Genomic DNA, 13,866 nt, shown 5'->3' with positions numbered 1-13,866 from the left:
CGGTCGGCTGCATTCTCAGCGCGTCTCCATGACGGTGCGTCGGATCCGCAGGGATTCATCGACACTGAGTCCAAGGTCCAGAGACAGCTTGAAGAACTCCTCGCAAGCCTCATGCGGTTGGAGCCCGTGGCGGCGGACGAGCGAGCGCGCGAACGAGCCCAGCTCCAGCGCGTCACCATACGAGACCCATTCCGGATTTCCGACCTCCGCCTCGAACTCGGTCATGACCTGCGTCGGAAGGTCGGCGCCGAACAGGATGTAGCGCAGGTACGGGATGAAGTGCGGATGGGTGTATATCTCCTCCGCATTGTCATTGTGCCGCTCGAAGAGCTGCTTACGAGACCCCTTCAGGCGGCCTGGCTGGTACTCGGGGTCGTTCCAGTAGCGCAGCCGCTGGTCGGGCACCGCGCCCCGTTCGCTGAGCGACTCCAGTAGCGCAAGGATCGGCTCCTTGTTCGATAGGAAGGCGGCGTGACGGTCGGTGTGGGTGTTGTGACCTTGGCCGAAGTCGATGCGCGCGACCAGAGCCTCCTCCGCCTCGGTGAACGGCAGGCGGAACTTGGCAAGCCCCCTCACGGCAGCACGATCCGGTTGCCGTCGACGTGGCGGAAGGCCTTCGAGCGGCACGTGAGCAGGATCACCTGCATGCGCTGTGCCGCCTCCTGCAGGATGTCGGTCATCGTTTCGAGACGTGCGTCGTCGGAGTAGACGAGCGGGTCGTCGAGGATCAGCGAGATGGGCGCCCCGTCCTCGAGCAGCAGGTCGGCGAAGGCCAGGCGGGTGAGAATGGCGAGCTGCTCCTGCGTGCCGCGGCTGAGGTCACCGCAGGACTCGTCGACGCCGGCGCGCGACAAGCCGGTCAGCTCAAGCCCCTCGCCGAACGACAGGCCGCATCCGGGAAGCAGCCGCTCGACATAGCGCGCGGCTCGCCGAGTCACAGGCGCGAGGAACGTCCGCGACGCCTCGTTTGCCGCATCGGCAAGGGCCTGGCGCAACATCTCGAGCGTGTCGGCCTCGTGGCGGAGGCGCTCGCAGGCGGCAACCGCCGCGAGCTCCTCTTCCCTGGCCTCGGCGGCGCGGCCCGCAGGACCGACTGCGCCTTCGCGCGCGATCGTCGCCTCGAGCGAAGCGATCCGGCCCGTAAGCTCGAGCCGCTCATCCCCTGCCCGGCTCGCGGCGCGGTCGAGGTTCTCGATTCGGCGCTTGATCGCATCGAGGTCGAATGCCTTCGCTCCCGCCCGGGCCTGCCCAAGTAGCTCGAGCTTGGCTGCCCTGTCGCGCTGTGCCGCGGCGAAGGCTGCCTCGAGGCTAGCCCGGTCGCCATCCTTCAGGACCGTTTCCAGGCTCTGCCCCGCCGCGTCGGACTCGCGGACTGCTGCGGCCAGATCGGCGGTCAAAGTGGCGATTGCGCGCTCCGCCTTGGACAGCGCGACCCGTCCCTCCTCGTGCTTTGCGGCGGTCGCGACCTCGGCGAGCCGCGCATCGGTGACCGCCGCCTCGAGCGCATCGAGGTCATCGTCCGGCGCCGCAGCATCGGCCGCAGTCTCGCCGAGACCGGCGACGAAGGCGCGAAGTGCGTCCGCGCCTGCGGCGAGGCCGATCGTCGGGTCGCCCGGGGAGGCCGCGGAGATCTGGGCGCGCAGGGCCTTGAGTTCGCGCGCTGCTGAGGCGGCGCGCTCGTTGCGGGCGACGCCTGCCGCATGCGACGCGATGCCGAGCGCGCGGAGCCTGTCCGCGAGCTGCTCGCACGCGGCCGCCAGATCGGCCTCGATCGAGCGGTCAGACCCCTGCGGCGGCCGAACGACGACGGTGCCAGCGTCCCCAATCTCGAATCGAGTGACCGCGAGCACGTCGACGCTGGTGACAGTGCTCGCCTCGCCGTCGATCCGCAGCAGGGCGCCACCGGAAAGTTCGACGTCGACCTTCACCGTGCCAGCCTCGAACCGAGCCAGCGCAGCGACCTCTTCGCGCTCCAGCTGAGCGATATCGTCCAGCGCGTCCTCGTCCAAGGCGAGCGCGGCGTCCTCCTGCAGCACTCGTTCTCGCGCCTCGAGGTCGGCGAGCGCCTGCCGCGCATCGATGGCGCGGCGGGCGCCGGCGGCCGCCGTGAAGACCCGCATGCGGCCACGCGCGTCCGACAGATCCTTTTCCTTCGCCTCCCGCGCTTTCCGGGCGTCATTGAGGGTCGAGCGCAACATCTTCTCGTCGGCGGCCGCTGCGTCGATATCCGCCTGAGCCTTGTCCTTCGCCTTCTGCCTGATCACGAGCTCATGCGCCGCTTCGCCGACGCGCAGCTCGGCAGCATCCAGCCGCTCGATCCGTGCCGTTGCTGCCTTCGCGACCTCGTCGGCGTGCCCGTGCTGGGCCTCGGCTGCGGCCGAGCGAAGTGACGCAGTCTCCGCGACCTTCTGGTCAGCCTCAAGCTTGCGCCGCTCCTCGGCGGAGTCGGGATCGGCAAGATCGCGCTCGACGAGGCGCAGGCGCGCCTTCGCACTGTCGAGTTCGTTCAAGGATTGCTCGTATTCGCGGAAGGCGCCCTCCGCCTCCTGGCGGGCCAACGTGGCCGCGGCGAGCCGGCTCTCCGCTGCCGACAGGTCGCCCCTCGACTTCCTAGTCGCCGGTGTCCGCAACGCGCCATAGGCCATCTCGATGTTGGTGCGAATCGCGTCGAACCGCCGGCCGCCGGTCACGGCGCCGACCTCCGCCTCCAAAACGCCGTGGACCGTGTCGCGGACGATGCGGTTGGGGCTCTCGACCGCGAACGCGCTCGCCTGCTCAACCCAGAGCATACCAAGCGGGCCGCGCGCCTCGGAGTCGCTGCCACGGTTGTTGCCGCGCTCGAAGCCCAGAAGCTCCTGGAGAGCATCCTCGGCCGCATCGCTCTCGCGCCGGCCACCGCTGCCGGTCAGCCGGACTGAGGTGGACTTCATGAACTGCTTCTCGAGTGTCCAGGGCTGGCCGTTCACCATGAACTCAACCGTCACGCGCGGGGCAACGTCGTCGCCTATCGGCACGTAGGAACGGACCAGCTCCGTCTTGGCGGAGTGACGGATGAAGAAAGCCGCGCGCAGGGCTTCGAGCAGCGTGGATTTGCCCGTCTCGTTGGGCTCGACGACGATGTTGAGGCCGTCGGTGAAGCCATCGACGCGTAGGGGGTCGCGGAACTTGCGGAAGTTGGCGACCTCGAGTGACCTGAGGATCATCGCGCTGCCTCCGCTTCGTGCCGCATTGCCTCCACGTAGAGCCGCTCAAGCGCCGCGGCCGCGACACTCGCGTCGAGCCCTCCCCCGCCAGCGCGGGCCTCCAGTGCGGCGGTGGCGCCGGCCAGCGCGCCCTGGACGTCGATGCGGGCGATGTCCTCGAGCGTCGGGCGGGCGGTGAGGCCGCTGGCGTCCAGGTCGAGGTGCCGCAGCTCATGCGCGACGCGGTCCTCCAGCGCCGAGGTGATCGCGACGCGATCCGACAGGCTGGCGACGCCCGTGAGCTTCAGGTCGAGCAGCACGTTCGAGAGGCGCGCCTCGGACCGGAGACTTGCGACCTCGCGGTCCATGTCGTCGGCGGTCGTGACCTCCCAGCGCCGAGTGAGCCAGCGGTAGCGCCCGGTCTCGACGCGCTCGAACGCGGGGACGTCACCCAGTCGGACATCCGCTGCGATGCACGCGCCGGGCTCGTCGCGGCCGAACCGGTCTACCTCCGGCGTCCCGCTATAAGCCGTCCGGTCGCCGACGGTCAGGAAGCCGTGCCAGTCGCCAAGTGCGAGGTAGTCGAGGCCGGCCGAGCGGGCGCGGTCTGTCGGAATGAGGTTGGAACTCTCTCCCGAAGCGCCGAACTCGGTGATGGAACCGTGCGCGATGCCGATGCGCACCGCGCCCGGCGGAGTCGCCATGTCAACCATCGCGGCGGTGGGGTCCAACACCGTCTTCCGGTGCTCGAGCGGCGCTGGCAGCAGCCAGGCGCCTTCATCCATCTCGACCGCCTCGGGCCTGTCGATGATGCGAACGCGGGTGGGCGCCAGGCGGCGAACCCGACTCCACAGGCCTCCGGGGCGTGCGTGGTCGTGGTTACCAGGCATTAGCCACCAGGTGACGTTCACCCGCTCCATGCGCGACAGCGCCTGCATTACTACGCGGTCGCCCGGATCGACATTGTCGAAGACGTCGCCGGCCACAACGATGTGCGCTGCGCCGCGGTCGGAGGCGACCACCGCCAATCGGTCGATCGCCTCTAACCGCGCTTCAGAAAGCGCGGCGCTTACTTCGGCAGGAAAGCGCCCGAACGGCTTGCCGAGCTGCCAGTCGGCAGTGTGGATGAACTTGATCGTCGCCACGAATCACTCCCCGGTGGGCGCCCTCGCACAATCCTATGCGAGGGTGACAGATTTTGTCACGTCAGACCGTTAAACTTAGTTTCATCGGCGCGACGACTGCTAAGTCCGCTTTGAGCCGTGGTCGGCCCCGCCGCAATTGAAAGGATAATGCCTATGATCAACATCACCGACCTCGACTACACATCTCCGTCGACCGCGCCTCCCGGCGCGCTCCTGATCCACGCTGCGAAGGCGCCCAGCTATGCTGCGTGGCTGGCGATCGGCGGCGGCGGCCCGCGCAACTCCCTCACGATCGACAACGGTCCCCGCGGCTTCAAGGTGATGAATGGACAAGGCGCGCACGGTCCATTCCTGCTAGTGGCCAATCCTCGCTTCGTCGTCGATCCCCGGAGCGCGCTTAACGGCTTCGACAGTTCGCCCGAGCCGGGAACGCTCTTCATCACACCCAATGGTCCCGGCATCCTCGCCCGTACCGACCATTCGGAACTCGGCGTGATGCTCGATGGCACCCTGCTCGCCGACATCGATTACGGCGCATTCGCCGGCTTCCGTCATTGGCGGATCGAGGTTGGTGATCCGAACGGCGAGAGCGACGTGCTCTTCACCTATCGTCATCCGAGCCTGGACGAGGCCGCGTAGCGCGAGCCACTCAGGGAAGCGCGGGGAACTTCCTGCGGAACTCGTGCACCATGTCGCGCAGGGCGGCCGGCTCGACGACCTCGACCGCGTCACCCCATGAGTAAAGATGCCAAGTCATCTCAAGGTGGCCCGAGGCGTGGAAACGCACGATCAGCGACCCATCCTTGGCCTCCTCTGTCGTCTGCGTGGGGTGGAAAACGTAGCGCCGCGCATGGGCGGCAGCGTCGGGTCGGAAGCGCCACACGACCTCGCCATGCTCCTTCTCGCTCTCGTACGATCCGAATCCCTTCTCGGCATGCCGGCGCAGGTTGAACCCGGGATCGATCTCGAAGAAGCGGTTGAGCAGCTCGGCCTCGTAGATCTCCTCGACCCGGTAGTGTTGCAGGTTCGCCCGCGGTCCCTTCGAGGTATCCCGGGCAACCAGGTAGCGGCGGACGCCGAGAAGCAGCCCATGCGGCGCGACGATGCGCTCGTGCGGCTCGTCCTCATCTCGTCGTCGGTAGAGGATGCGGAGCAGGCTCGCGCCCTTGAGAGCCTCGTATATCGCATCGACAACCTCCTCGTTAGCGGCCGGCCGGGGACCGGGGCGCGCGGCGTGACCCAGCGCCTCGAGAACCGCCTCCTTGTCGACGTCGAGGCGCGTGCCCTGCTCGGGTGGTATGAGCGCCCTGACCTTCCGCTCTAGGCTGCGGGCGCGTGCCGCCTCCTGCTTCATCCCAGCGTGGTCGAGCTGCGATATCGCTTCCGCGAGCGCGACGAGCTCATCCGATGACGGCGAGAGAAGATGCGCAATTTGGCGGGCCGGGATCGACCAGCGCGCCCGGCGATCGTCTCCGATCGAGTACTCGGTCTGGGGAAAGGCCGCCTGCAGAGCGCCTGTCATTCGCTGAGCCGTACGCTCGGAGCACCTGAACTCCTCGATAATGTCCTCAAGCGTGACGCCACGACGCGCGGTCGCGAGCATCGCCAGCTTTAGCAGATCCTGCGCTTTAGCGAACGACATGCAAATTTCCCCGACAGATTTTGTCACCCTCATATGCTAGATAGGCTGCAGAGGGGAATATGCATGCGGCTTCTCGACGGCAAACTGCGGCTTTCGGCCTCCGACCTGATGCGATTCAAGGGCTGCCGCCATGCGTCCACGCTCGACCTGCGGCTCATCGAGGCAGGGGACATCGTGCCCGCGTCCGATGGCGAGCAGGCCGAGCTCCTCCAGCGCCAAGGCGACGCGCACGAGCTCGCGTTCCTCGAACAGCTTCGCGCGTCCGGGCGTTTGATCGCCGAGATTCCCAAGGACGGCATCCCGCTCGAGCGGTCGGTGGAGCTGACGCTCGAGGCGATGCGCGAGGGTCCAGATGTGATCTTCCAGGGAGCTTTCTTGAGCGGCGCCTGGGGCGGCTACTCGGACTTTCTCGAGCGAGTGGACCGCCCTTCCTCGCTGGGCGCCTGGTCCTACGAGGTCGTCGACACAAAGCTGAAGCGCAAGCCAGACCCGAAGCACGTCCTTCAGCTCTCGCTATACTCCGACCTGATCTCCGACGTGCAGGGGTTGCGTCCCGAGGCCGCGCATCTGCAGCTTGGCGGCGGCTCGCGCTTCACCGTCCGCCTCGCAGACGTCGCGTCGTACGCGCGCCACGCGCGCAGCGTTTTCGAGACCTTTCTGCGGGAACGACCCGAGACGCGGTCCGATCCCGTCTCGGCATGCAGCCTGTGCCGGTGGAAGGACCACTGCCGCGCTGCATGGGAGGCAACCGACAGCCTTTCTCTAGTGGCCGGCATCACTAAGTCGCAGCGCGGCAAGATCGAGGCGACCGGCGTAGCCACGTTGACCGGCTTGGCCGAGGTGCAGGAACGCATCCCCGGGCTCGCCGCCGGTACGCACGAGCGTCTGCAGACCCAGGCAAGACTGCAGATGGTGCGGAGGGCCGGCGGGCCGCCCGGCTTCGAGCTCCGCGACTTCGAGCCAGGCAAGGGTTTCGGCCTGCTGCCCGAGCCGGACGAGGGTGACCTCTTCTACGACATTGAGGGCGACCCCTACTACGAGGGCGGACTCGAGTATCTCCACGGCGTCTGGTTCAGGCAGGACGGCGAGTGGGCATTCCGCGCGTTCTGGGCGCATGACCGCGAGGCGGAGGGACGCTCCGTCGCTGAGCTGCTGGACTTCTTCGTCGACCACCTGCGCCGTCGTCCCAAGGCGCGGATCTACCACTACGCGAACTACGAGATTGCGGCACTGCGTCGCCTCACTGCGGAGCACCGCGTCGGCGAGGCCGCGATGGATCAGCTGCAGCGCGAACGTCGGTTCGTCGATCTGTTCAAGGTCGTGTCGGGCGGGCTTATCGCCTCGGAGAAGGGCTACTCTATCAAGGATCTTGAGGCATTCTACATGGAGAAGCGCAACGCGGAGGTCGCCACCGCGGGTGCGAGCGTCGTGTTCTACGAGAACTGGCGTGAGACCGGCAACGACGCGCTGCTCGAGAAGATCCACGACTACAACCGCACCGACTGCATCTCGACGCAGCTTCTACGCGACTGGCTGGTGCGCGACGCCCGCCCCACCGGAATGCCGTGGCCGCAGCTCGGCGAGCTGCCCGAGGGAGGCGCGCTGTCGAACATCGAGGGCGAGAACGAGGAGGTCGAGGCTCTCCGGGCGAGGCTCGCCCCCGTCCGGGCCCGCCTTGGCGAGGAGGTCGCCGACCTGCTGCTCGACCTCAATTCTTTCCACAAGCGCGAAGACAAGCCCGCGTGGTGGGCGATCTTCGATCGGCTCGAGCAGGAGAGCGCCGAGCTGGTCGATGACCTAGAGTGCATCCAGGGCCTCTATGCCATCGGCGAGCCCGTCAAGGTGACGGCCAAGTCGTTCGAGCGGACCTACCGCTTCCCGCCGCAGGAGACGAAGCTGCGCGCGGGCAAGAAGCCATGCGTGAAGCCGGCGGCGATGCCCGAGGACCTCGACCTGCGCGAGATCGACACCAACGCGAACATCGTTGTGCTGCGCCGCTCGACGGCGAAGGGGCCCCTGCCTGATAGGCTGGATCTCATCCCCGCCAAGCCCATCGCGAACGGTACGCTTCGTGTCGCAGTCGCCGCGGTCACCGAGGAGATCATCGGGGACACGGGCCAGGCTCGCGCGATCGAGCAGTTGCTAACACGGGCGTCCCCCATGTTCACCGATGGCCATCGCACCGGCGGGATCATTGATCCCGAGAGCGACGTGCCCGAGCAGACCATCGCCGCGATCGCCGCGATGGCTCACACCACGCTCGCAATCCAGGGGCCGCCGGGCACCGGCAAGACCTACGTCAGTGCGCTCTCGATCGTTGACCTTGTGCGTGCAGGGAAGCGCGTCGCGGTGTCGTCCAACAGCCACAAGGCGATCGGCAACTTGCTCGAGGCCATCGCAAAGCGAGCGGCGACCGAGGGCCAGCCCTGCCGCGTCGTCCAGAAGTCGGCCGGAGACGGCGACGAGGACGCGCATCCCGGCATCGTGCTGGTGTCCGACAACGACGCGCCCGAGATTGCGACGGCCGACGTGGTCGGCGCGACCGCGTGGCACTTCGCGCGCTACCCGGCACCGGCATTCGACTATCTGTTCATCGACGAGGCGGGCCAGGTGTCGCTCGCCAACATTCTTGCGATGTCGCGCGCGGCTCGCAACCTGGTGCTAGTCGGCGATCCCATGCAGCTGCCGCAGCCGCTCCAGGGCACGCATCCGGGCCGCAGCGGTGAGTCCTGCCTCGAGTATCTTATCGACGGCCACCGCGTGGTGCCGGGAGACCGCGGCATCTTTATGCCGGTCAGCCGGCGCATGCACCCTGACGTGTGCAGATTCATCTCCGCGGCAGTCTACGAGGAGCGGCTCCATCCGGACGAGGCCGCGGGCAATCAGGATCTACGTACGCCCGACGGTCGGAGCATCGTCGGCGCCGGCGTCCGCGCCGTCGCGCATCTCGGCCGCTCGCAGGTCAGTCCTGAGGAGATCGCTGCCATCCGCACCCAGATCGAGCTCGTCGTCGGCTCGACTTACCGCAGCCGCGACGGGGCCGAGCGCGTCGTCGGCTACGGCGACATCCTGGTCGTCGCGCCTTACAATGCGCAGGTGAATGCGCTGCGTGCCGCGCTCTCGGCGGCGGTACGCGTCGGGACGGTAGACCGCTTCCAAGGTCAGGAGGCGCCCGTCTGCCTAGTCTCTATGACCACCTCGAGCGGCGAGGAGCTTCCGCGCGACATCGCGTTCCTCTTCTCCCTCAACCGAATCAATGTCGCCGTCTCGCGCGCGCAGGCGTCTGCAGTGGTGTTCGCCAGCCCCCTCCTTCTCGAGACCCCCTGCCGCACGGTCCCTGAGATGATGCTCGTCAACGCGCTCTGCATGCTGCGCGAGCATGGGGGTGACAACTTCTGACGCCCACGCGTGCGAGAGTGGCTTCAACGGACGAAGGGAACACACGCTCATGGCTTACTGGGACATCGGACTGCACCACATCGTCGACGTGGACGGACAACTACTGGCGATCGACGCCGAGTTGATCGACACGGCATCTCTGCTCGCCAAGGCCAACCAACCGACAGACCGCACGCTCTGGATGGTTCGTGCTGGCGAGCGACGCCCGATGGACGTGAAGCAGCTCCTCCGCCTGTCGCGCGACGAGGTTCTATTTTTCGAGACCAGTCGCTCAAACCAATTCGCTCTACCGGAAAGGTTGGCAGCATGACGTTGATTGAATTTATCTTCCACCACAGCACGAAAAGGTCGAATTTGGGCGAGATCCGATATCGCTCGGCAGCTACGAAGGTGGCATAGTCATCCACGGGGGAGGGACTATGCCAAGCGAGACCGTACACAATCCTGATCAGTACATGACTGCGCTCCGGACGATCATCGCCGGAGGCCGGAAGAGAATCGGGCTTCTGCTAGGCGCTGGCGCTTCTGCCGGCATGAAGAAGGCGGACGGGACCTATCCTCTGATTCCAGCGGTTGCCGGTCTCACGACCTTGGTACTCGACGTTCTCGAGCCGGAGTATGGAAAGCAGATTGCCGAACTCAGGAAAGAGCTCGCGCCCAAGGACGACATCGAGACATTACTCTCTCGGATTCGGTCGCTGGCGAAGGTGATCGGGCCCGCCACTATCCATGGCCTGGATGGTCTGGGATACGCGCAATTCGGAGAGCGAGTGTGCGAGGAGATCGGCAAGGTCGTCAACGTCACACTTCCCGAGAGCGGCTCCGCCTACAGTGATATCGTCACGTGGATCACCGGTGCGGCGCGGGACCATCCGATCGAAATCTTCACGACCAACTATGACCTTTTGCTGGAGGAGGCCCTCGAACGAGTGCGCGCTCCCTACTTCGACGGCTTCACAGGGGGTCGTGAGCCCTTCTTCGACCCTGTCACTGTCTCGAATAACGATCTGCCCGCACGCTGGACCCGGCTTTGGAAGCTTCACGGGTCACTGGGGTGGTGCTCGAACGGCAAGGACGAGGTCATCCGGTCCGGGAAGGACAGTGCCCGACACTTGGTTTTCCCCGAACATCTGAAATACGAGCAGACCCAGAAAGCGCCGTATGCTGCCCTGCTCGACAGGCTGCGGGCCTTTCTCGCCACCCCGGACACGTTGCTGATCTCAGTCGGATTCTCGTTCGCCGACGCCCACATCTCGGCTCGCGTCGACGAGGGATTGGCGGGCAATCCCTCCGCGAGCGTGTTCGCGTTCCAGTTCCAGAATATCGGCAATGAGGCCTGTGCAAGGGAGCTCGGTCGACGACTTCCGAACTTCAGCGTCTACGCCCGCGACGCTGCGGTCGTGAACGGATCCGAAGGCGTATGGCGCGTTCCATCGGAGCTTCCGTCAAAGGACTGGGGTCCAATTCGATCCTCGTACTGGGCGGAACCTCAGGGCGGCGGGCAGCACGAATTCACGCTTGGGGCGATCGAACCATTTGCGCGCTTCTTCTCAGCATCCCGATCGACCCAAGTCTTCGTTACGCCGGTCGCGTCCACCGCGCCGGCCGCCGTCGCACCTGCGGCTTCAGTCGCATGATGAGCGAGCCAACCCTTCTCGGTCACGTTGGCGCTGTAGCGGGCGCCACGATCAGCGTGCGGCAGTTCGAAGGGACGGCGTCGGGGATCGCAATCATCGGAGGCCGCAGCTACCGCGTTGGCCAGGTTGGGAGCTTCGTCCGTGTCCCGCAGGGCTACCACGATTTGTATGGCATCATCTCTGACGTAGGAGCCACCGCCACCCCTGAAACCCTAGTCGACAGCGGGGCCAGAGGGGACCGCTGGATCAAGGTTCAGCTCGTCGGCGAGGTCGTGGAAGCGACGTTCGAGCGCGGGATAAGCCAGTATCCCGCGATCAACGATCAGGTGCATCTCGTCGTGGAGGAGGATCTTGCCCGAATCTACGGCACGACAGACGCGGGTCAGGTCACCATCGGGAGGCTGTCAGGAGCCGAGAGCATCCCCGTCCGCATCGATCTGGACAAGCTCGTTACGCGTCACTCCGCGGTGCTCGGCTCGACGGGTGCCGGCAAGTCGACCACAGTCACAAGCCTTCTCCGCTCGCTCTCTGTCGGACAGGGTGAGAACTCTGGCTTTCCCAACGCTCGCGTGCTGCTGATCGACATCCATGGCGAATATGGTCGCGCCCTGGGCGAGGTCGCCAAGGTGTTCCGGGTGAATCCACTCGAGAACGAGGAGCGGCTCTTCGTTCCATACTGGGCGCTGAACTTAGGCGACCTGCTCACCTTCCTTCTCGGAAAGACCGAGGAGAAGGCGCTCACCGCCATACATGATCGCATCCTCTCGGCAAAGACCACCGTCTCGGATCTGATGAACTGCCCTGGGGTCGACGCCAACTCGCTGACTGTGGACAGTCCCATCCCGTTCAGCTTGAAGGCTCTTTGGTTTCAGCTGATCGACCCAGAGATCAAGACGTGGCTCGAGAATACGCAGTTGAACTCTGCGCAGATCACGCCAGGCAATGCCGAGACGCTCACGGCGCCAACCTATCCGCTACCGGGGCAAGGTGGCGCGTCTCCTTTTGCAAACAAGACGAACGTCCTGTCGATTCGGCGACAGCTCGACCAGCTTCGGTCACGCCTCCTGGACCGTCAGTTCGATTTCATGCTACATCCGGGGCCTTGGGAGCCGGGCCTCGACGGGGTTCCCGCGAATGACCTGCCCCAACTTCTCGAGAGTTGGTTAGGGCATGACCGACCGATCACGGTGCTAGACCTATCGGGCGTGCCGAGTTCGATTCTCATGCGGCTGATCGGCGGCATCCTGAACATCATCTACGAGGCGCTCTTCTGGAGCCGGGAGATGCCCGAAGGCGGCCGTGCGCGCCCCCTGCTAGTGGTGATGGAAGAGGCGCACCGCTATCTGGGCCGCGAGGATGCGAGTCTCGCACGCGACGCGGTGCAGCGTATCGTGAAGGAAGGCCGGAAATTTGGCATCGGCGCGATGATTGTGAGCCAGCGCCCATCTGAGATCGACGACACAATCCTGTCACAGTGCGGCACCTTCTTCTCGCTACGACTTTCGAACGCGTCGGACCGCAGCAAAGTCCAAGCCGCTTTGCCCGACAGCCTGAGTGGGATCGTGGACAGCCTTCCAGTGCTCCGCACGGGTGAGGCCGTGATAACCGGCGAGGCCGCGAAACTGCCGGTGCGGTGCCGGATCACGCTACCGGAGGAAGGTAAGCGCCCCACTAGTGAGGACCCACGCGTGGCCCAGAGCTGGTGTAAGGAACGCGGTGACGAAAACTACGTGTCTGTCACGGCTGCTTGGCGATCTCAAAACCCACGATGGAAGGAAGACTAGATGGAACGACAAGCGGTGAGCTCATCCAATTTGGCATCGGTAGGGTACAACCCAGATTCGGAGACGCTGGAAGTGGAGTTCCTCTCCACCGGCAAGGTGTATGAGTACTACAACCTGCCGCAGTTCATGTATGATCGCCTTATGGAGGCTCCGTCTCTAGGCAAGTTTTTCAACGCCGAGATTAAAAACGCTTATCCTTGCAACCCTATCTGACAGCCAGCGCGCCCCGGAACTTCGCACGCTCGTAGTGGGGGCCGCCGTCCAATATATTCTCAGATCCTGTTTCGCGGTTCAGTTTGCCACAGGTCAGGCGCCTCCTCAGAAAGGCGACGAGAACAAATAGTGACCATTCGACTGTCGACGACGGTGTTTGCCGCCTTTGGTGGTACGGGTGACAACTTCTGACGCCCCTACCCGCTACGTTCGAGTCGAACAAGCTCGGACAGAGAAATGGCGACTGAACACGAATACGCGCTCCTTGGCGGAGTGAACCGCTCGAACGTCGGCAAGTGGCTCATGAGAGTCTCAGCGGCCGTGTCGGCCGCAGTCGTGTTCCTTCTCTTGGGCGCGGTGGACATCGCCAACCAGTTGGGCATGGATGCCAAGCTGCCGCCGAGCGTGCTGTCGCTGGTCGGTGCCGGCATGGTCTACGCCTGCCTCTACGCGCTCTTCGACCGATATGCCTGGCGCGTCCGCGCCGTCGGGAAGTGGCTGAAGCTGCCCGACATCTCGGGACGCTGGGCCTGCGAGGGTGTCAGCGTCGACCGCAGCCCGTCCGAGCGATGGAGGGGGACGGTAACGATCATCCAGTCCTGGGACCGGATCCGGGTCCATCTAGAGACGGACCGTTCGTCGTCGGACAGCATCGCAGCCGCCCTTCTACATGAGACAGGCACTGGCGACCGGCTGCTCTACCACTACCGCAACAATCCGTGGATCGGCGAGGCAGAGCTCCACTCGCATCATGGCTTCGCGGAACTGATCTTCGCTCCGGACGGCCGCACGGCGCGCGGCGAATACTTCAACGGCCGGGGTCGGAACACCTTCGGCATCCTCGAACTCGTGAAGGAGAACTGA

Annotated in this window: 11 protein-coding genes; 7 read left to right on the top strand and 4 right to left on the bottom strand. The window is 65.4% G+C overall.

The annotated features are described in order from the left end of the window. Positions 1-15: 15 nt before the first annotated feature. Genes CVN68_RS00185 through CVN68_RS00175 form a run of 3 tightly spaced genes read right to left on the bottom strand, consistent with a single transcriptional unit; the run spans position 16 to position 4,327 of the window. On the bottom strand, positions 16-576 hold the full coding sequence (locus CVN68_RS00185) for a hypothetical protein (protein WP_100280422.1): 561 nt from the start codon (positions 574-576) through the stop codon (positions 16-18). Continuing rightward, positions 573-3,203, bottom strand: a complete 2,631-nt coding sequence (locus tag CVN68_RS22895) for an AAA family ATPase (RefSeq protein WP_158298631.1) — start codon at positions 3,201-3,203, stop codon at positions 573-575. Before CVN68_RS22895 ends, CVN68_RS00185 begins: the two co-directional genes overlap by 4 nt. Beyond that, the gene (locus CVN68_RS00175; RefSeq protein WP_233503491.1) at positions 3,200-4,327 is read right to left on the bottom strand and encodes a metallophosphoesterase family protein; all 1,128 of its coding nucleotides are present in this window, start codon (positions 4,325-4,327) and stop codon (positions 3,200-3,202) included. Before CVN68_RS00175 ends, CVN68_RS22895 begins: the two co-directional genes overlap by 4 nt. 153 nt (positions 4,328-4,480) lie before the next feature. Here CVN68_RS00175 and CVN68_RS00170 point away from each other — a divergent pair, with 153 nt between their 5' ends. Then, a complete protein-coding gene (locus CVN68_RS00170) occupies positions 4,481-4,966 on the top strand; it encodes a hypothetical protein (protein ID WP_100280421.1) in 486 nt (161 codons plus the stop codon). Positions 4,967-4,976: 10 nt separating this feature from the next. On the opposite strand, the gene CVN68_RS00165 is transcribed toward CVN68_RS00170, so the two are convergent. Beyond that, the gene (locus CVN68_RS00165) at positions 4,977-5,969 is read right to left on the bottom strand and encodes a helix-turn-helix transcriptional regulator (protein WP_100284113.1); all 993 of its coding nucleotides are present in this window, start codon (positions 5,967-5,969) and stop codon (positions 4,977-4,979) included. 63 nt (positions 5,970-6,032) lie between these two features. Between CVN68_RS00165 and CVN68_RS00160 the strand changes: the two genes are divergently transcribed. From CVN68_RS00160 to CVN68_RS00135, 6 genes are all read left to right on the top strand, one after another. Further along, positions 6,033-9,368 (top strand): TM0106 family RecB-like putative nuclease, encoded by a 3,336-nt coding sequence (locus CVN68_RS00160; protein ID WP_100280420.1) that lies wholly within the window; start codon positions 6,033-6,035, stop codon positions 9,366-9,368. A 49-nt stretch (positions 9,369-9,417) separates the two neighbouring features. Next, entirely contained in the window at positions 9,418-9,678 is a 261-nt protein-coding gene (locus CVN68_RS00155) for a hypothetical protein (protein ID WP_100280419.1), read from the top strand. Positions 9,679-9,901: 223 nt separating this feature from the next. Beyond that, entirely contained in the window at positions 9,902-11,005 is a 1,104-nt protein-coding gene (locus tag CVN68_RS00150) for an SIR2 family NAD-dependent protein deacylase (protein ID WP_233503490.1), read from the top strand. Then, complete coding sequence (locus CVN68_RS00145) at positions 11,005-12,789, top strand: ATP-binding protein (protein WP_158298630.1); 1,785 nt, start codon at positions 11,005-11,007, stop codon at positions 12,787-12,789. The genes CVN68_RS00150 and CVN68_RS00145 overlap by 1 nt, the downstream gene beginning before the upstream one ends. Next, the gene (locus tag CVN68_RS00140) at positions 12,790-13,002 is read left to right on the top strand and encodes a KTSC domain-containing protein (protein WP_100280417.1); all 213 of its coding nucleotides are present in this window, start codon (positions 12,790-12,792) and stop codon (positions 13,000-13,002) included. 237 nt (positions 13,003-13,239) lie between these two features. Then, a complete protein-coding gene (locus CVN68_RS00135) occupies positions 13,240-13,866 on the top strand; it encodes a Cap15 family cyclic dinucleotide receptor domain-containing protein (RefSeq protein WP_100280416.1) in 627 nt (208 codons plus the stop codon).

Origin of the sequence: Sphingomonas psychrotolerans (genome assembly GCF_002796605.1) — a bacterium.
In the GTDB taxonomy this organism is placed as follows: Bacteria; Pseudomonadota; Alphaproteobacteria; order Sphingomonadales; family Sphingomonadaceae; genus Sphingomonas; species Sphingomonas psychrotolerans.
The sequence above is the reverse complement of the archived record's forward strand: the minus strand, read 5'-3'. Positions and strand labels throughout refer to the sequence as shown.